The organism is Streptomyces sp. NBC_01217 (assembly GCF_035994185.1).
In the GTDB taxonomy this organism is placed as follows: Bacteria; Actinomycetota; Actinomycetes; order Streptomycetales; family Streptomycetaceae; genus Streptomyces.
The window spans coordinates 4,022,618-4,038,910 of sequence record NZ_CP108538.1; the positions used below are offsets into that span (position 1 = coordinate 4,022,618).

The following is a 16,293-nucleotide window of genomic DNA, read 5'->3' on the forward strand; positions in this document are numbered from 1 at the left end:
CTATACGGTTGCGCCATGGCTGCCCGTACGAAATCCGCGAAGGACCGGCCGTCCTACCGCTGCACCGAATGCGGCTGGACGACCGCCAAGTGGCTCGGCCGCTGCCCCGAATGCCAGGCGTGGGGGACGGTCGAGGAGTTCGGCGGCGCCCCCGCCGTGCGGACCACCGCGGCCGGCCGGGTCAGCACCGCTGCGCTCCCCATCGGCCAGGTCGACAGCCGCACGGCCACCGCCAGGTCGACCGGCGTCAGCGAACTGGACCGGGTGCTCGGCGGCGGTCTCGTCCCGGGTGCCGTCGTGCTGCTCGCGGGCGAGCCGGGCGTCGGCAAGTCGACGCTGCTGCTCGACGTGGCCGCCAAGGCGGCCAGCGACGACCACCGCACGCTCTATGTCACCGCCGAGGAGTCCGCGAGCCAGGTGCGGCTGCGCGCCGACCGGATCCGGGCGATCAACGACCATCTGTATCTCGCCGCCGAGACCGATCTGTCCGCGGTCCTCGGCCATCTGGACGCCGTCAAGCCGTCGCTCCTCATCCTCGACTCCGTGCAGACCGTCGCCTCGCCCGAGATCGACGGGGCGCCCGGCGGCATGGCCCAGGTCCGGGAGGTCGCCGGCGCCCTCATCCGGGCCTCCAAGGAGCGAGGCATGTCGACGCTCCTGGTCGGCCATGTCACCAAGGACGGGGCGATCGCCGGGCCGCGGCTGCTGGAGCATCTCGTCGACGTGGTGCTGTCCTTCGAGGGCGACCGCCATGCCCGCCTGCGTCTCGTGCGCGGCGTCAAGAACCGATACGGCGCGACCGACGAGGTCGGCTGCTTCGAGCTGCACGACGAGGGCATCACCGGCCTCGCCGACCCGTCCGGACTGTTCCTCACCCGGCGCGACGAACCAGTGCCCGGCACCTGCCTGACCGTCACCCTGGAGGGCAAGCGTCCGCTCGTCGCCGAGGTGCAGGCGCTGACGGTCGACTCCCAGATCCCTTCGCCCCGGCGCACCACCTCGGGTCTGGAGACGTCCCGGGTGTCGATGATGCTGGCCGTTCTGGAGCAGCGCGGCCGGATCAGCTCGCTCGGCAAGCGGGACATCTACAGCGCGACGGTCGGCGGTGTGAAGCTCTCCGAGCCCGCCGCGGACCTCGCGATCGCGCTGGCACTGGCCAGCGCGGCGAGTGACACACCCCTCCCCAAGAACCTGGTGGCAATCGGCGAGGTGGGCCTCGCGGGCGAGGTCAGAAGGGTTACGGGAGTCCAGCGCAGGCTGGCCGAGGCATACCGTCTCGGCTTCACGCACGCACTGGTTCCGACCGACCCGGGTAAGGTCCCGGCCGGTATGAAGGTCACAGAAGTCGCCAACATGGGCGATGCTCTGAGAGTGCTCCCGCGCCGGTCTCATGCACAGGCCCCACAGGAGGAGAACGCGCGCCGGTAGACTTTGCCCTGGTCTCGCCCGTCCGTACGAACGGTATGAGTGACGTAAGGGCACCGCAAACCTGTGACCGGAGGAGTGCAGTGGCAGCCAGCGACCGGGCAGCATCGCCCGGAAAGTCCGGCCAAGGCACCGGTAACGAGGCGCTGATGCGCGCCTCCTTGAGCGCCGTCGCGCCCGGAATGGCGCTGCGGGACGGCCTGGAGCGCATTCTCCGCGGCAACACCGGCGGGCTGATCGTGCTCGGCATGGACAAGACCGTGGAGTCGATGTGCACCGGCGGATTCGTGCTGGACGTGGAGTTCACCGCGACGCGCCTGCGTGAACTGGCCAAGCTCGACGGGGCACTGATCCTCGACAAGGACATGACCAAGATCCTGCGGGCCGGCGTGCAGCTGGTCCCGGACGCCTCCATCCCCACCGAGGAGACCGGCACCCGCCACCGCACGGCGGACCGGGTCTCCAAGCAGTGCAACTTCCCGGTCGTCTCGGTCTCGCAGTCGATGCGCCTCATCGCGCTGTACGTGGACGGGGAGCGCCGGGTCCTGGAGGAGTCCGCCGCGATCCTCTCCCGCGCCAATCAGGCACTCGCCACCCTGGAGCGGTACAAGCTCCGGCTCGACGAGGTCGCGGGCACGCTCTCGGCGCTGGAGATCGAGGACCTGGTGACGGTCCGGGATGTGACGGCCGTCGCACAGCGCCTGGAGATGGTCCGCCGGATCGCGACCGAGATCGCGGAGTACGTGGTGGAGCTGGGCACCGACGGGCGGCTTCTCTCGCTCCAGCTCGACGAGTTGATCGCGGGCGTCGAGCCGGAGCGCGAGCTGGTCGTGCGCGACTATGTGCCGGAGCCGACCGCGAAGCGTTCCCGTACGGTCGCCGAGGCGCTGACCGAGCTCGATGCGCTGTCCCACACCGAGCTGCTCGAACTCCCGGTCGTGGCAAGGGCGCTGGGGTACAGCGGTTCGCCCGAGACGCTCGACTCCGCGGTCTCGCCGCGCGGCTTCCGGCTGCTGGCGAAGGTGCCGCGGCTGCCCGGGGCGATCATCGACCGGCTGGTGGAGCACTTCGGCGGTCTGCAGAAGCTCCTCGCCGCCAGCGTGGACGACCTCCAGACGGTGGACGGGGTCGGCGAGGCGCGGGCGCGGAGCGTGCGCGAGGGGCTGTCGCGACTGGCCGAGTCGTCGATCCTTGAGCGGTACGTCTAGCCGTACGTGCAGCGGTACGCGCAGGTGGTGTCGGGGCCCGGGAGACTGGGCCCCTTCTCACGGCCCCGCGGCCACCGCCCCGGGTCCTCAGTCCTTCGCGAGGACGAACGAGGCGCGCTGCACCGGCTCGCCCGGCGCCTTCGCCTCGACCAGGTACGTACCGGGCCCCGCGCTCCCCGCGGGCGGTGTCGCGCACTGCGGGGCGCTCTTCTTGCGGTCCCACTCCACGGTGTGGACGACGGTCGAGCCCGCCGGGACCATCAGCAGGAGGCTGCCCGCGGTGCGCGGGCAGTCCTTGGAGGACCACACCTGGCTGTCGTCGCCACCGGCCTCGGTGATGGTGAGCACCGCGCTCTTCGGCCCGAAGTCGGCCTTGCAGGTGGTGGACGAGGTGTTCCTGGCGGTCAACCGGAACTTCGGCTTCTCGTCGGGGCCGTAGCTGAGTTCGGTGCTCAGGCTCAACTGCAGTGCGCCGGCGGTGCAGTCGGGGAGCGAGGAGCCCGCCGGGACCTGCTGGCCGGTCGTCGCACCGCCGCCCGTACCGCCGGCTCCGGTGTCCGTACCGCTGCCGCCGCCCGTAGCGCCGCCGCTGTCGCCCGCGCCGCCGTCGGAGCCGCCGCCCGTACCGCTGCTGTCCCCGCCTCCACCGCCGGAGCCGTCCGACTCGTCGCGTCCGCCCGGCTGTTGGCTGATGGCCGGGCCCGGCTGGGAGGGGCCGGGAGTGATCTCGCGCGTGGGAGCCGATCCGCCGGACCGGGAGTCGTCCGTGCCGCCCTTGCCGCCGCCGGACGTGACGGCCCACGCGATCAGCAGCGCGAGCAGCGCAACCAGAGTCGCCGCTACGGCCCTCCGTCGCCAGTAGATGCTGGAGGGAAGCGGCCCGATCGGATTACGCAAAGATCCCACGGCGCAAACTGTACGAGAGATCGGGCCCAACTCCCGCCCCACCCGCCGCCCGACCCCGAAGTTTTGCGGATCATCATCTCGGGACGGACCGTTCCTGCCGCGTGATTCCGGCGAGTTGGGCCACCGGCATCGCCCAAGGTGACCACCCGGTTTCGTTGACTACCCTCTGTCACATGGATAGTTCATTCACTGCCCCGCTCTACCGGGACATCACCGGCTTCGCCCATGACATGCCGTCATGGGTACAACACCTGGCCGAGATATGGACGGAGCTCGGGCTCCTGGTCTTCGGCATCCTGTTCATCACGGGGTGGTGGCGTGACAGGCGGGCGGACGAGAGCGCCCTGGCACTGGCGGTGCTCGCGCCCATCGCGACCGCCTTCGCCTATGTGGGCAGCGAGGTGCTCAAGTCGATGGTGGACGAGGAGCGCCCCTGCCGGTCGGTCGTCGGGGCCGCGGCCTCGCTGGTGCCGTGCCCGCCGACGGGCGACTGGTCGTTTCCCAGCAACCACTCCGCGATCGCCGGCGGGGCGGCCGTCGCCCTGGCGATCGCCCGGCCGGGGCTGGCCTGGCTCACCGCGCCGCTGGCCCTGCTGATGGCCTTCTCACGGGTCTTCGTCGGGGTGCACTATCCGCATGACGTGGCGGTCGGCCTGCTGCTGGGTGCGGCGGTCGCGGCCGCGGCGGTCGCCGTGCTGCGCCGCCCGGCGCGCTCGCTCGTCCGGACGGTACGGAGCAGCGGTGCGCCCCTGGCCGTCTGGGCGTCGGGCCCGGGTGCGGCGCCGGGCGGCCGGTCCCGGCGGCGGCACGGACGGCACTGACGGCCCGGAGGGAGTCCCCTTGGGCCGGTTGCCGGATATCGCGGGGACAGACGGGTGGCATTATCACCCCAAGGGCCCCCAGGACCGGCGACACCACCGTGCGCGAAGCCGTCCTCAGCCCTTCCGTGTCAGGATCGGCGATGCGATGACTGCCATGACTGCGACACAGACGCCCCCCGCCTCCCTCCACACTCCCGTCATCGGGTGGTTCGAACAGCACGCCCGCGATCTGCCCTGGCGCCGCCCCGAAGCGGGCGCCTGGGGCGTGATGGTGAGCGAGTTCATGCTGCAGCAGACCCCCGTCAGCCGGGTCCTCCCGGTGTACGAACAGTGGCTGGCCCGCTGGCCGCGCCCGGCCGACCTGGCCGCCGAGCCGCCCGGTGAGGCGGTCCGCGCCTGGGGCCGGCTCGGCTACCCGCGCCGGGCGCTCCGCCTCCACGGGGCGGCGCAGGCAATAACGGAACGGCACGGCGGCGACGTACCGAGCGAGCACGGTCAGCTGCTCGCCCTGCCCGGGATCGGTGAGTACACCGCGGCGGCCGTGGCCTCGTTCGCGTACGGGCAGCGCCATGCGGTGCTCGACACGAACGTCCGCCGGGTGTTCGCCCGGGCCGCGACCGGCATCCAGTACCCGCCGAACGCGACCACCGCCGCCGAGCGCAAGCTCGCCCGCGCCCTGCTCCCGGAGGAGGACGAACGGGCCGCCCGCTGGGCCGCCGCGACGATGGAGCTCGGCGCACTCGTCTGCACCGCCAAGAACGAGGACTGCACACGGTGCCCGATCTCCGGGCAGTGCGCCTGGCGGCTGGCCGGGAAGCCCGCCCACCAGGGTCCCCCGCGGCGCGGCCAGACCTATGCGGGCACGGACCGGCAGGTGCGCGGTCGGCTGCTCGCGGTGCTGCGCGAGGCCGTGGCACCGGTGCCGCAGTCGGCGCTGGACGCGGTGTGGGACGAACCGGTGCAACGCGCCCGTGCGCTGGACGGTCTGGTCGCGGACGGCCTGGTCGAGCCGCTCGCCGGCGGGCAGTACCGGCTGCCGCTGAGCTGAGGATCCGTACCGCCCTCTCCCCGTACCGCTCTCTCCCGCTGTTACACAACCGATGGACAGCCGTGCGTCGGTGTATGGCTGCTCCGCACAGCCCCGTGACAACAGCTCCGTAGCGTCATCGACGTCAGCCCGACCGAACGATGGCTGGCGGCGGTTCTACGGGGATCTACGGGGACGGAGGCGGTTGGAATGGCGCAGGGCGAGGTGCTCGAATTCGAGGAGTACGTACGCACTCGGCAGGAGGCACTGCTGCGCAGTGCGCGCCGGCTGGTCCCCGACCCGGTGGATGCACAGGACCTGCTGCAGACCGCCCTGGTCCGTACGTACGGCCGCTGGGACGGCATCGCCGACAAGTCCCTCGCCGACGCCTATCTGCGCCGCGTCATGATCAACACCCGTACCGAGTGGTGGCGGGCCCGCAAGCTGGACGAGGTTCCCACCGAGCAGCTGCCCGACGCGAGTGTCGAGGACGGCTCGGAGCAGCGCGCCGACCGCGCCCTGCTGATGGACGTGCTGGGCGTCCTGGCTCCCAAGCAGCGCAGCGTCGTCGTGCTGCGACACTGGGAACAGATGAGTACGGAAGAGACGGCTGCGGCGCTCGGCATGTCGGCCGGTACGGTGAAGAGCACGCTGCACCGCGCGCTGGCCCGGCTGCGCCAGGAGCTGGAGAGCCGTGAGGCGGCGAGCAGGGAGGCCCGGCTCCGCGAGGAGCGGGGTCCGGCGGCTTCCGGCCGCGCTGCGGTGAGTGCGCCGCGGGCAGCGGCTCAGGTAGGGGCCCGGGCGGCCAGGCGGATGGACGAGTGGGGGCGGGAGCGGTGCGCGGCCTGACAGCCGGCGATGACAGCGCCAACGTCGACGGCGGTGACGGGGACCCCGGCGGCGGAAGAAACAGCGGTGGCCGCAAGGCCACCGGCGGGCGGGGCCGGAATCTGGCCTGCTGGGCGGCGAGCACCACGACCGTGGTCGGGCTCGCCGCCTTCGGGCTGCTCGCGGTCGGCTGCTCCACCGGCGGGACCGGCACCCGGGACGAGGGCCCGGCGGGCACCCAGCCCGTCGCCCAGGTCACGCCGAGCACCGCTCCGCAGGCCACGGCCAGTCCCACGCCCCGGGTCGATCCGGTGACGCTGCTCAAGCGGGACCCCAAGGTCAGCGAGGGGGTCAGGACGGATCTGAAGCCGTGCAGCGGCTCCGAGTACCCGGTGGACACCTCGTACGGCACCCTGACCGGCGGATCCTCGGCCGATGTCGTGGTGAACGTGATGACCTGCGGCGACTCGGTGGGCGTCGGCACCTATGTGTACCGCCCGAGGGGCAACGGCAGGTACGAGAACGTCTTCTCCATCGAGCAGCCCGCGGTGTACGGCACCATCGACCGCGGTGATCTGGTGGTGACGGCCCAGGTGTACGAGAAGAAGGACTCGGTCGCGTACCCCTCGGGCGAGGAAGTGATCACCTACCGCTGGGCGGACAACCGGTTCAGCGAGCACGACCGGGTGCACAACGACTTCAACCGAGCCGTCGGCAACGGCGAAGCGGGTCTTCCGGAATCCGCCGAGCCGGCGGGGAACTGAGAGCAGTCCGATGGCCGAGACCCACGTCCTGTTCGTCGAGGACGACGATGTCATCCGCGAGGCCACCCAGCTGGCGCTGGAGCGCGACGGCTTCGCGGTCACCGCGATGCCCGACGGCCTGTCGGGTCTTGAGGCGTTCCGGGCCGACCGTCCCGACATCGCCCTGCTCGATGTGATGGTGCCGGGGCTCGACGGGGTCAGCCTCTGCCGTCGTATCCGCGACGAGTCGACGGTCCCGGTGATCATGCTGTCGGCCCGGGCCGACTCGATCGATGTGGTGCTCGGTCTGGAGGCCGGCGCCGACGACTACGTCACCAAGCCCTTCGACGGGGCGGTCCTGGTCGCCCGGATCCGTGCCGTGCTGCGCCGCTTCGGCCATGCCTCGGGCGGGCAGCCGGGCAACGGGGAGCCGGAGTCGCAGCCCTTCGGCGGGGTGCTGGCCTTCGGTGACCTGGAGGTGGACACCGAGGGCATGGAGGTCCGCAAGCGCGGTGAGCCGGTGGCGCTGACCCCGACCGAGATGCGGCTGCTGCTGGAGTTCTCCGCCGCGCCCGGCACAGTGCTCTCCCGCGACAAACTCCTGGAGCGGGTCTGGGACTACGGATGGGGCGGTGACACCCGGGTCGTGGATGTCCATGTGCAGCGGCTGCGCACCAAGATCGGCCAGGACCGGATCGAGACGGTCCGCGGCTTCGGCTACAAACTCAGGCCATGAGACGTCCGGCCCTGCGGACGGGTGTCCGCTGGAAGATCAGCATCGCGATCGCGGCGGTCTGCGCGCTGACCGCGGTCGCGCTCAGCTTCGTCGTCCACAACGCCGCCCGGGTCTCGATGCTGGAGAACGCGCGCGAGGTCCAGCTGGAGCGGCTGAAGTACGCGCAGCTGCTGTACGAGGCGAAGAAGACGCAGAAGGCCGACCCCCGGTTCGGCGCCAAGCTCAACGACCCGCTGATGCCGCGCAGCCTGCGCGCGGAGACCAGCAGGAACCGGCGCGCCACCCATGTCGAGGAATCCGGGAACGGGGTGCCCGACGTATGGGCGGCCGTGCCGCTCGGCAACGGCGACGTGCTCTCGCTGCACACCCGGTTCGCCGACCGCAGCGCCACGATCATGGACGATCTCGACCGGGCGCTGGTCATCGGCTCGGTCTCGGTGGTGTTCGGCGGCTGTGCGCTGGGCGTGCTGATCGGCGGGCAGCTGTCGCGCCGGCTGCGCAAGGCGGCGGCCGCGGCGGGCCGGGTCGCGCAGGGCAATACGGATGTACGGGTCAGGGAGGCCGTCGGCGGTGTCGTCCAGGACGAGACCGATGAGCTGGCGCGCGCGGTGGACGCGCTGACGGACGCGCTGAACGAACGGATCGAGGCGGAGCGCCGGGTCACCGCGGACATCGCGCACGAGCTGCGTACGCCCGTGACCGGTCTGCTGACGGCGGCCGAGCTGCTCCCGCCGGGCCGCCCCACCGAGCTGGTACGGGACCGGGCGCAGGCGATGCGCACCCTGGTCGAGGACGTGCTGGAGGTGGCCCGGCTGGACAGTGCCTCGGAGCGGGCCGAGCTGCAGGAGATCGCGCTGGGCGAGTTCGTCAGCCGCCGGATGGCGCTGCTGGACCCGGATGTGCGGGTGCAGGTCGTCCACGAGTCCTGGGTCAGTACCGATCCGCGCCGGCTGGAGCGCATCCTCGGCAATCTGCTGGGCAATGCCGCCAAGCACGGTGCCACCCCGGTGGAGGTCACGGTCGAGGGCCGGGTGGTGCGGATCCGCGATCACGGTGCCGGGTTTCCTGCTGCGCTGCTGCGTGAGGGCCCGAGCCGGTTCCGTACCGGAAGCAGCGACCGGGCCGGACACGGGCACGGTCTGGGGCTGACGATCGCGGCCGGTCAGGCACGGGTCCTCGGGGCGCGGCTGACCTTCCGCAACGCCGGTCCCGATGGGGCGGCGAAGGGCACGGGCGGGGCGATCGCCGTGCTGTGGCTGCCCGAGCACGCACCGACGAACACCGGCAGTTTCCCCATCCTGCGCCTGTCCGAACAGCGCACACCGGGCAGCGGCGACGTGCAGAGCGCGGAGTCCGGCCGCAGACGGCCCGGCTGCTGAGCCGGATACGGCCGGGTACGAAGGAGGCACGGAGAGGTCAGACGGCCTCGGGCTGTTTGCTGCCCGCGCCCGCGGCCGGCTCCGGCGCATCATCCGACGACGCCTTCTCCGGAGCCGCTCCCCGCAGCGGGACCTCCTTGACGAAGACCGACGCGAGCAGGGCGATCACTCCGACCGAGGCACCCACCAGGAACGCGATGTGGGTTCCGGACGACACCGCGAACTGGTACGCCTCACGCACCGCGTCCGGCAGCTTGGCCAGGCTCGCCGCGTCCAGCTGCGCGGACTGCGCCGTGGCGCCCCCGCCGCCGCGGGCGGCCATCTCGTCCTGCACCCGTCCGGTGAACAGCGCACCCATGATCGCGACGCCGAAGGAGCTGCCGAGCGTACGGAAGAGGGTGGTCGCGGAGGAGGCGACGCCCATGTCCTTCATCTCGACGCTGTTCTGCGCGACGAGCATGGTGATCTGCATCAGGAAGCCCATGCCCGCGCCGAGCACCGCCATGTAGACGCCCGAGGTGAACCGCGTGGTGCCGGTGTCCATCTGCGAGAGCAGGAACAGACCGGCCACCATCAGGACGGAGCCGATGACGGGGAAGATCTTGTACTTGCCGGTGCTGGTGGTGACCCGTCCCGCGATCAGCGAGACGACCATCATCGACAGCAGCATCGGCAGGAGCAGCAGACCCGAGTTGGTCGCGGAGGCGCCCTGGACGGACTGCTGGTACAGCGGCAGGAAGAGCACCGCACCGAACATCACGAAGCCCGACATGAAGCCGACCACGGACATCAGGGTGAAGTTGCGGTTGCGGAAGATGTGGAGCGGAATGATCGGTTCTGCAGCCTTCGTCTCGACGAAGACGAAGCCGGCGAGCGAGGCGACACCGATCGCGATGAGCTCCATGATCACGGCGGAGTTCCACTCGTACTCCGAGCCGCCCCAGGTGGTGACCAGCACGATCGCGGTGATGCCGAGGGTCAGCAGCCCCGCGCCGAGATAGTCGACCTTCGCCTCGGTGCGCTCCCGCTTGGGCAGGTGCAGTACGACGGTGACCATGGCGAGGGCGACCGCGCCCAGCGGCAGGTTGATGTAGAAGCTCCAGCGCCAGCCGAGGTGGTCGGTTATGGTGCCGCCGACCAGCGGTCCGCCGATCATGGCGATCGCCATCACACCGGCCATCATGCCCTGGTACTTGCCGCGCTCGCGGGGCGGCACCAGGTCGCCGATGATCGCCATGACGCCGACCATCAGGCCGCCCGCGCCGAGGCCCTGGACGGCCCGGAAGCCGATGAGCTGGCCCATGTCCTGGGCCATTCCGCTCAGCACCGAGCCGATCAGGAAGACCACGATGGACGTGAGGAAGATGCCCTTGCGTCCGTACATGTCGCCGAGCTTGCCCCAGATGGGGGTGGAGGCGGCGGTGGCCAGGGTGTACGCGGTGACGACCCAGGACAGATGCTCCAGGCCGCCGAGGTCGCCGACGATGGTCGGCATCGCGGTGCCGACGATCAGGTTGTCCAGCATGGCGAGCAGCATCGTGATCATCAGGGCGAGCATCACCACCTGGACGCTGCGCTGCCGTTTCTCGGGTTTCCCGGCGGGCCGGTCGTCCGCCTTCCCGTCCGTCGCCTTCTTCAGGTCCGACATGGTCCCACTCCCCTGGTGCCCGGTGCGCGGCCGGGCACTTACTTGCCGCCCGGCTAGTTGACTACACTGGGGAAAGTAGACCCGTAACTAGCCGGGCGTCAAGTAAGTTCGAGGGAGAGCGCCATGGGCAGCACACCGCAGCCGCGCCGGGGCAACACACGCCAGCGCATTCAGGACGTCGCCCTGGAGCTCTTCGCCGAACACGGCTACGAGAAGACCTCGCTGCGCGAGATCTCCGAGCGGCTGGATGTCACCAAGGCCGCGCTGTACTACCACTTCAAGACCAAGGAAGACATCCTGGTCAGCATCTTCGAGGACCTCAACCGGCCGATCGAGGAGCTGATCGAGTGGGGCAGGGGTCAGCCCCACAGCCTGGAGACGAAGAAGGAGATCCTGCGCCGCTACAGCGAGGCACTGGCCGCCGCCGCCCCGCTCTTCCAGTTCATGCAGGAGAACCAGGCGACGGTACGCGACCTCAGCATCGGAAAGACCATCAAGGACCGCGTCATCGGCATGGTCGATCTGATCAAGGAACCCGATGCCCCGCTCGCCGACCAGGTGCGCTGTTTCACCGCGCTCTTCACGATGCACGCGGGCATGTTCGCCCTGAACGACGTCGAAGGCGACCCCGAGGAGAAGCGCAAGGCCGTCCTCGAAGTCGCCTTCGAACTGGTCACCCGGGCACACGGCCCCGAGTCCGCGAAGTAGCGGGTCCGTCAGGGTCGGGTCAGACCATGACGCCTTCCTTGTGCAGGAACGAGACCGGGTTGATCGCGGAACCGTAGTTCGGGGTGGTCCGGATCTCGAAGTGCAGGTGCGGGCCACTGGAGTTGCCGGTGTTGCCGGAGAGGGCGATCTTCTCGCCCGTCTTCACGCTCTGGCCGATGTGCACATTGATCTGCGACAGGTGGGCGTACTGCGAGTAGGTGCCGTTGCCGTGGCTGATCACGATGGCGTTGCCGTACGCGGAACCGTCGCCGCCGCCGTTCGGACCGGCCTTCACGACGGTGCCGCTGTGCGCGGCCTCGACCTTGGTGCCGATCGGCACGGCGAAGTCCTGGCCGGAGTGCTTGTGGGCCCAGCGGGCGCCGTCGTTGCCGAAGCACGCGCTCAGTACGTAGTTACTCACCGGGGTCTTCCAGTCGGCGAGGCGCTTGGCCGCGGTCTTCTTCACCGCCGCCTTCTCGGCCACCACGCCCTTGACGGACTTGGCCGCCTTGGCCTGCACGGCCGCCTGCTTGGCGACCGACTCGGCCGCGCTGTTGCCGGCCAGGCTCGCGTGACCGGAGCTCGCCGTGCCGACGGCGAACGCAGCGCCCGCGCCGAGAACCATCGATGTCCCCAGGCCGGCTGCCACCACGGCGCCACGGACACGGGACAGGGACGGGCGGCGGGAGTGCTGGAACGAAACGCGCTTCGGCATAAGCGGAAATCCTCCGGAAGTGACTGGTCCCGGCGCTTCGGCCGGGCTGGCCATTCCTTGGTAACCCGCATCCCCGCCAATGCTCAAACACCCCATCTACGAACAAAAGCCGTAGCCGGGCCGGGAAATTCACCGTCACCCGTTCCGCGCACCCCATGCCCGGGCCCCTCGAAACTCTTGTTTCCGGACAGGTTTAACCCCAGTTCGAAACCGCCTTAATCGGACTAAACATAGCCATTCAGGCTTATCCCCCTCCGGCCCCGAAAGCCCCTCCCCACACAGGGGCAAAGGTCCCTGCCCCGATCACGCAGCCTTCCCCTATCACCCCTAGTAGGCCGCGAAAGGGCTGTGCGCCATGTCACCGCCGGTGGGACCGAAGACTGTCCGATTCGGGACCTTCGGCCTGCAAGCTGGCTACCCTGAACCGGCGACCAGCTCAGCTCCCGGGGGGACAAGGCCATGGCCAGTGACGCCGCAGGCACCAGCGGCATGGACGGCATCGAGCTCGCCGACGCCGTCGAGTCGATCCGCAACCAGCTCATCGACGCCGCGGGCCGCGCAACCGGCCGTCCCGTGGCCTTCGAGGTCGGCGACATCCAGATGGAGTTCACCCTCGAACTCCGCAAGGAGATCAAGGGCGGCACCAAGGTGAAGGCCTGGGTCGTCGAGGCGGGCGCCGACGCGTCCCGTACGACCGGCCGCACCCACAAGGTCGCGTTCACCCTCAAACCGCGCGATGCCACGACCGGCGAGCCCTGGCGCATCGGCCACGAGGACGAGGGCAGCACGGCGCACTTCGGCGGCGGGACGGCACAGCCATGAGCGGTGCGCCGCCCGCGGCCGCCACGGCGCCCACGACGCGTACGGTCGTCGTGCTCGGTGCCGGATCCGTCCAGGGCAGCGGCGCCCTGCTCACCGACCGGCTCGTGCTGACCTGCGCCCATGTGGTCAAGGGCGGCAGCCGGGCCTCTGTCGCCCACCCCGGTCTACCGAACCGCAGAACGGCGACGGTCGCCTGGATCGATCACGACCTCGACGCCGCCCTGCTGCTGACCGCGGCCCCGGTGCTCCAGGTCGCCCCCGTGCGGCTCGGCGTCCTCCACAGCGACCAGGCACTCTCCGGCTGCGAGATCACCGGCTTTCCCGACATCCAGCGGTACGGCCCCGGGCAGCATCTGGAGGCCGACCAGTACACGGCCACCGCCCTGCCCATGGCCGGGCACCTGCGCGGTCTGCTGGTCTGCGAGCTGGACGGCGCGCCGCCCGCCGACCCCCTGGGCCATGAGTCCCCGTCGTTGCGCGGCATGTCCGGCGGCCCGGTCTTCGCCGGGGACGTCCTGATCGGCATCGCCCGGCAGATCCCCCGGCAACGCGGCGGCCGGCGCGTGGAGTGCGTACCGCTCGCCCCGCTCGTCACCTCGAAACCGTTCGGTCTCGTCTACCGGCAGAGCGGTACGGCACTGCGCCACGAGCGGGTCCACGGCCACTTCCCCCGGGACGCGCGGTACGAGGAGGAGTACGCGGCAGCGCTCGGTGCCGCGTACCGGCGCATGAAGATCTTCGGCCTCGACGAGCTGGGCCGGCGCGATTCCGAGTGGGACCTGGACACCGCGTATCTGAGCCTGGAGGCCCAGCGGAATCCCACCGGCCCTGATGATCCCCGCAGTCCGCGTTCGCCCCAGCGGATCGACGCGCTGCTCGCCGACCGCCCCCGGGTACTGCTGCGGGGCGAAGCGGGCGCTGGGAAGACCACACTGCTGTGGTGGCTGGCCGCCCATGCCTCCGCCCGGACGCTGGGCCCGCAGCTGGCCGCGCTCAACGGGCTGGTGCCGTTCGTCGTCCCGCTGCGCACCCTGCGCGCCCAGGGAGGCACGTTCCCGGCCCCCGCACGGCTGCCCGCCGCGGCCCGGCTGGTGATCGACGAGGCCCCGGAGGGCTGGGTCGGCCGGGTCCTGGAATCGGGGCGGGCGCTGCTGCTGGTCGACGGCCTGGACGAGGTCCCGCAGGACGACCGCGAGCAGGCGCACGACTGGCTCTCCCGGCTCCTCGACCGGTACCCGGACATCCGCTGCGTGGCCACGGTGCGCCCGCTGGCCGTGGAGCCGGACTGGCTGGAGCCGGAGGGCTTCGAGGAGCTGCGGCTGCTGCCGATGCGGAACGAGGACATCGAGGCCTTCGCCGCCGCCTGGCACCGGGCCGCCCGGCTGGACGACGACGATCACGAGACCCTGACCCGGCTGGAACGGGATCTGACCCAGCAGTTCGCCCAGAACTCCGCCCTGCGCGATCTGGCCCGCACCCCGCTGCTCTGCGCGGTGATCTGCGCCCTGCACCGACGCCGCCAGGGCATCCTGCCGGAGACCCGCTGGAGTCTGTACGACTCGGCCCTCGCCATGCTGCTCGGCGACCGCGACAAGCGGCGCAGGATCGAGGCCCCCGAAGGCATCACGATGAACGTGGAGGAACAGGCCCAGCTCCTCCAGCGCATCGCGATCTGGCTCGTACGGGGCAACCAGTCGGAGCTCCGGCGCCCTGCGGCGCTGCACCAGCTGGACCGGGCCCTGCCGGGCATGGAACAGGTACGCGGCCAGGGCACGGCCGAGGAGATCCTGACGCATCTGCTGAACCGCAGCGGGGTCCTCCAGGAACGGGCCGACGGCGTCTACCAGTTCGCCCACCGCACCTTCCAGGACTTCCTCGCCGCCAAGGAGTTCGTCGAGGGCGACCAGCTGAACGAACTGCTCGGCCGGGCCGGCACACAGCAGTGGCAGGACGTCATCCTGCTGGCGGCCGGCCACTGCGGCCGCCGTGAACACCCCGTCCTGGTCAACGGGTTGCTGGATGTGGAGCCGGGACCGGCGGACACCGTCACCCGGAACGAGATCGTCGTCCTGGCCGCGCTCTGCGCCCAGCACGCCACCTGGCTGGACGAGACGACACGTGCCAGGGTCCGCACGGCCGTCGCGGCCCTGTTCCCTCCGGAGTCCAACCGGGACGTACGGCTGCTCGCCCGGCTGGGACCGGCCGGGCTGAGCCATCTCCCCGACCCGGCGACCGCCGGGCTCGCCGCGAGGGAGGTGCGCACCGTCGCGGATCTGATCAACGAGGTCGGCGGCGCCGAAGCCGTGCCGTACGCCCGCCGCTGGGCGCTCGCCCACCCGACCCTCAGCTATACGTTCCGCGACAACTGGGACAGATACCCGGCGGCGGAGTACGCCGAGCAGGTCCTCGCCGTCTTCGATCTGGAGTATCACCTCCTGAAGATCACCTCCCGGGAGCAACTGGACGCGCTGGACCGTCTGCCCTCCGCCGGCCATCTGCGGATCAGCGGCCGGTTCACCGACGCCGAACTCCACGGAGCGCTGCGCGGCAGGCAGTGGACCGAACTCTCCATCGGGGAGAACCCCTGTATGACGGACCTGTCCTTTCTGGCGGACTGCGGGGAGAGGCTCATGGACCTGTCCCTGCGCGCCTGCCCGGCCGTGCAGGATCTCGGTCCGCTCGCCGGAATCCGTGCGCTGAGGTCACTCCAGCTGGACATGAGTCATCTCCCGGGCGCCGCGCTCTCGGCGACGGCTTCCGCCTCGGACCGGCTGGGCTTCCTGTACCTCAGGAATGTGCCGGCCGAGCGGCTGACGGGACTGCCCTCGCACCCCCACGTGCGCACGCTGACCATCCGGGGGACGGCCCCGTTCGAAGTGGACTCGCTCGACGGCTGGACGCTCCTGGGCGTCCTCCATCTGGAAACCCCCACGCCGGTGCGGCCCCTGCTCGACGCCCTGCGACAGGCTCCCCGGGTCACCGACCTCACCATGCAGGTGGTGTCCCTGGCGGAGTTCGAGGGCGAGGCGGCCGTCCCCTCCGTCCGGGAACTGGTGCTCCGCAGCGGCACGGAACCGGACGAGGGGTTCGAGCAGATCCCCCGGGTCTTCCCCGCGTTGAGATCGCTGCTGTTCACCCCTCCCACGTACGGCGGGAGCATCGATCTGACCCCGCTCGAAGCCCTGCCCGGACTACGGGTCTCCGTCACCGGCAATTTCCGGCCCATCGGTGGCGAAGGCCTCGATGTGCGCCGCTGACGGCAGCGGACACGGCAGCACGGCGGGTACACGGCGGGCACGGCAGAAGGGGCTGCCCCGGACCGTTTTC

At 70.8% G+C, this 16,293-nt stretch carries 14 protein-coding genes; 11 read left to right on the plus strand and 3 right to left on the minus strand.

Annotated elements, in window-relative coordinates; all coding sequences use genetic code 11:
• Positions 1-15: 15 nt before the first annotated feature.
• A complete protein-coding gene (radA, locus tag OG507_RS17665; protein WP_327368153.1) occupies positions 16-1,428 on the plus strand; it encodes a DNA repair protein RadA in 1,413 nt (470 codons plus the stop codon).
• Between the two features lie 80 nt (positions 1,429-1,508).
• Positions 1,509-2,633 carry a DNA integrity scanning diadenylate cyclase DisA gene (gene disA, locus OG507_RS17670; RefSeq protein WP_327368154.1) on the plus strand — a complete coding sequence of 375 codons (1,125 nt, stop codon included), beginning with the start codon at positions 1,509-1,511 and terminating at the stop codon, positions 2,631-2,633.
• A gap of 87 nt (positions 2,634-2,720) precedes the next feature.
• Here disA and OG507_RS17675 read toward each other — a convergent pair whose 3' ends face one another.
• On the minus strand, positions 2,721-3,539 hold the full coding sequence (locus OG507_RS17675; RefSeq protein ID WP_327368155.1) for a hypothetical protein: 819 nt from the start codon (positions 3,537-3,539) through the stop codon (positions 2,721-2,723).
• Between the two features lie 173 nt (positions 3,540-3,712).
• Here OG507_RS17675 and OG507_RS17680 point away from each other — a divergent pair, with 173 nt between their 5' ends.
• The 6 genes from OG507_RS17680 to cseC all read left to right on the plus strand — a co-directional run bounded on the left by OG507_RS17680 (position 3,713) and on the right by cseC (position 9,073).
• Positions 3,713-4,360, plus strand: coding sequence for a phosphatase PAP2 family protein (locus OG507_RS17680; RefSeq protein ID WP_327368156.1), 648 nt, complete (start codon positions 3,713-3,715; stop codon positions 4,358-4,360).
• Positions 4,361-4,505: 145 nt separating this feature from the next.
• Positions 4,506-5,408 carry an A/G-specific adenine glycosylase gene (locus tag OG507_RS17685; protein WP_327368157.1) on the plus strand — a complete coding sequence of 301 codons (903 nt, stop codon included), beginning with the start codon at positions 4,506-4,508 and terminating at the stop codon, positions 5,406-5,408.
• A gap of 189 nt (positions 5,409-5,597) precedes the next feature.
• Positions 5,598-6,236 carry a SigE family RNA polymerase sigma factor gene (locus OG507_RS17690; protein WP_327368158.1) on the plus strand — a complete coding sequence of 213 codons (639 nt, stop codon included), beginning with the start codon at positions 5,598-5,600 and terminating at the stop codon, positions 6,234-6,236.
• A complete protein-coding gene (locus OG507_RS17695) occupies positions 6,224-6,979 on the plus strand; it encodes a hypothetical protein (protein ID WP_442810993.1) in 756 nt (251 codons plus the stop codon). Before OG507_RS17690 ends, OG507_RS17695 begins: the two co-directional genes overlap by 13 nt.
• A 10-nt stretch (positions 6,980-6,989) precedes the next feature.
• Entirely contained in the window at positions 6,990-7,694 is a 705-nt protein-coding gene (gene cseB / locus OG507_RS17700; protein ID WP_327368159.1) for a two-component system response regulator CseB, read from the plus strand.
• Complete coding sequence (gene cseC, locus OG507_RS17705) at positions 7,691-9,073, plus strand: two-component system sensor histidine kinase CseC (RefSeq protein ID WP_327368160.1); 1,383 nt, start codon at positions 7,691-7,693, stop codon at positions 9,071-9,073. The genes cseB and cseC overlap by 4 nt, the downstream gene beginning before the upstream one ends.
• A gap of 37 nt (positions 9,074-9,110) precedes the next feature.
• Here cseC and OG507_RS17710 read toward each other — a convergent pair whose 3' ends face one another.
• Positions 9,111-10,721 carry an MDR family MFS transporter gene (locus OG507_RS17710; RefSeq protein WP_327368161.1) on the minus strand — a complete coding sequence of 537 codons (1,611 nt, stop codon included), beginning with the start codon at positions 10,719-10,721 and terminating at the stop codon, positions 9,111-9,113.
• Between the two features lie 123 nt (positions 10,722-10,844).
• Here OG507_RS17710 and OG507_RS17715 point away from each other — a divergent pair, with 123 nt between their 5' ends.
• Positions 10,845-11,429, plus strand: coding sequence for a TetR/AcrR family transcriptional regulator (locus OG507_RS17715; protein WP_327368162.1), 585 nt, complete (start codon positions 10,845-10,847; stop codon positions 11,427-11,429).
• Positions 11,430-11,448: 19 nt separating this feature from the next.
• Here the strand turns inward: OG507_RS17715 and OG507_RS17720 are convergent, their stop codons facing one another.
• Positions 11,449-12,144 carry a M23 family metallopeptidase gene (locus OG507_RS17720; RefSeq protein ID WP_327368163.1) on the minus strand — a complete coding sequence of 232 codons (696 nt, stop codon included), beginning with the start codon at positions 12,142-12,144 and terminating at the stop codon, positions 11,449-11,451.
• Positions 12,145-12,603: 459 nt separating this feature from the next.
• Between OG507_RS17720 and OG507_RS17725 the strand changes: the two genes are divergently transcribed.
• Both OG507_RS17725 and OG507_RS17730 read left to right on the plus strand, forming a co-directional pair.
• Positions 12,604-12,966 (plus strand): trypco2 family protein, encoded by a 363-nt coding sequence (locus OG507_RS17725; protein WP_327368164.1) that lies wholly within the window; start codon positions 12,604-12,606, stop codon positions 12,964-12,966.
• Positions 12,963-16,223, plus strand: coding sequence for an NACHT domain-containing protein (locus tag OG507_RS17730; protein WP_327368165.1), 3,261 nt, complete (start codon positions 12,963-12,965; stop codon positions 16,221-16,223). Before OG507_RS17725 ends, OG507_RS17730 begins: the two co-directional genes overlap by 4 nt.
• Positions 16,224-16,293 lie beyond the last annotated feature (70 nt).

What these genes read in the sequence shown, in the direction of transcription:
- radA (WP_327368153.1), top strand. Translation starts at nt 16, where the DNA reads ATGGCTGCCCGTACGAAATCCGCGAAGGACCGGCCGTCCTACCGCTGC.
- OG507_RS17680 (WP_327368156.1), top strand. Translation starts at nt 3,713, where the DNA reads ATGGATAGTTCATTCACTGCCCCGCTCTACCGGGACATCACCGGCTTC.
- OG507_RS17685 (WP_327368157.1), top strand. Translation starts at nt 4,506, where the DNA reads ATGACTGCCATGACTGCGACACAGACGCCCCCCGCCTCCCTCCACACT.
- OG507_RS17690 (WP_327368158.1), top strand. Translation starts at nt 5,598, where the DNA reads ATGGCGCAGGGCGAGGTGCTCGAATTCGAGGAGTACGTACGCACTCGG.
- cseB (WP_327368159.1), top strand. Translation starts at nt 6,990, where the DNA reads ATGGCCGAGACCCACGTCCTGTTCGTCGAGGACGACGATGTCATCCGC.
- cseC (WP_327368160.1), top strand. Translation starts at nt 7,691, where the DNA reads ATGAGACGTCCGGCCCTGCGGACGGGTGTCCGCTGGAAGATCAGCATC.
- OG507_RS17710 (WP_327368161.1), bottom strand. Translation starts at nt 10,721, where the DNA reads ATGTCGGACCTGAAGAAGGCGACGGACGGGAAGGCGGACGACCGGCCC.
- OG507_RS17715 (WP_327368162.1), top strand. Translation starts at nt 10,845, where the DNA reads ATGGGCAGCACACCGCAGCCGCGCCGGGGCAACACACGCCAGCGCATT.
- OG507_RS17720 (WP_327368163.1), bottom strand. Translation starts at nt 12,144, where the DNA reads ATGCCGAAGCGCGTTTCGTTCCAGCACTCCCGCCGCCCGTCCCTGTCC.
- OG507_RS17725 (WP_327368164.1), top strand. Translation starts at nt 12,604, where the DNA reads ATGGCCAGTGACGCCGCAGGCACCAGCGGCATGGACGGCATCGAGCTC.
- OG507_RS17730 (WP_327368165.1), top strand. Translation starts at nt 12,963, where the DNA reads ATGAGCGGTGCGCCGCCCGCGGCCGCCACGGCGCCCACGACGCGTACG.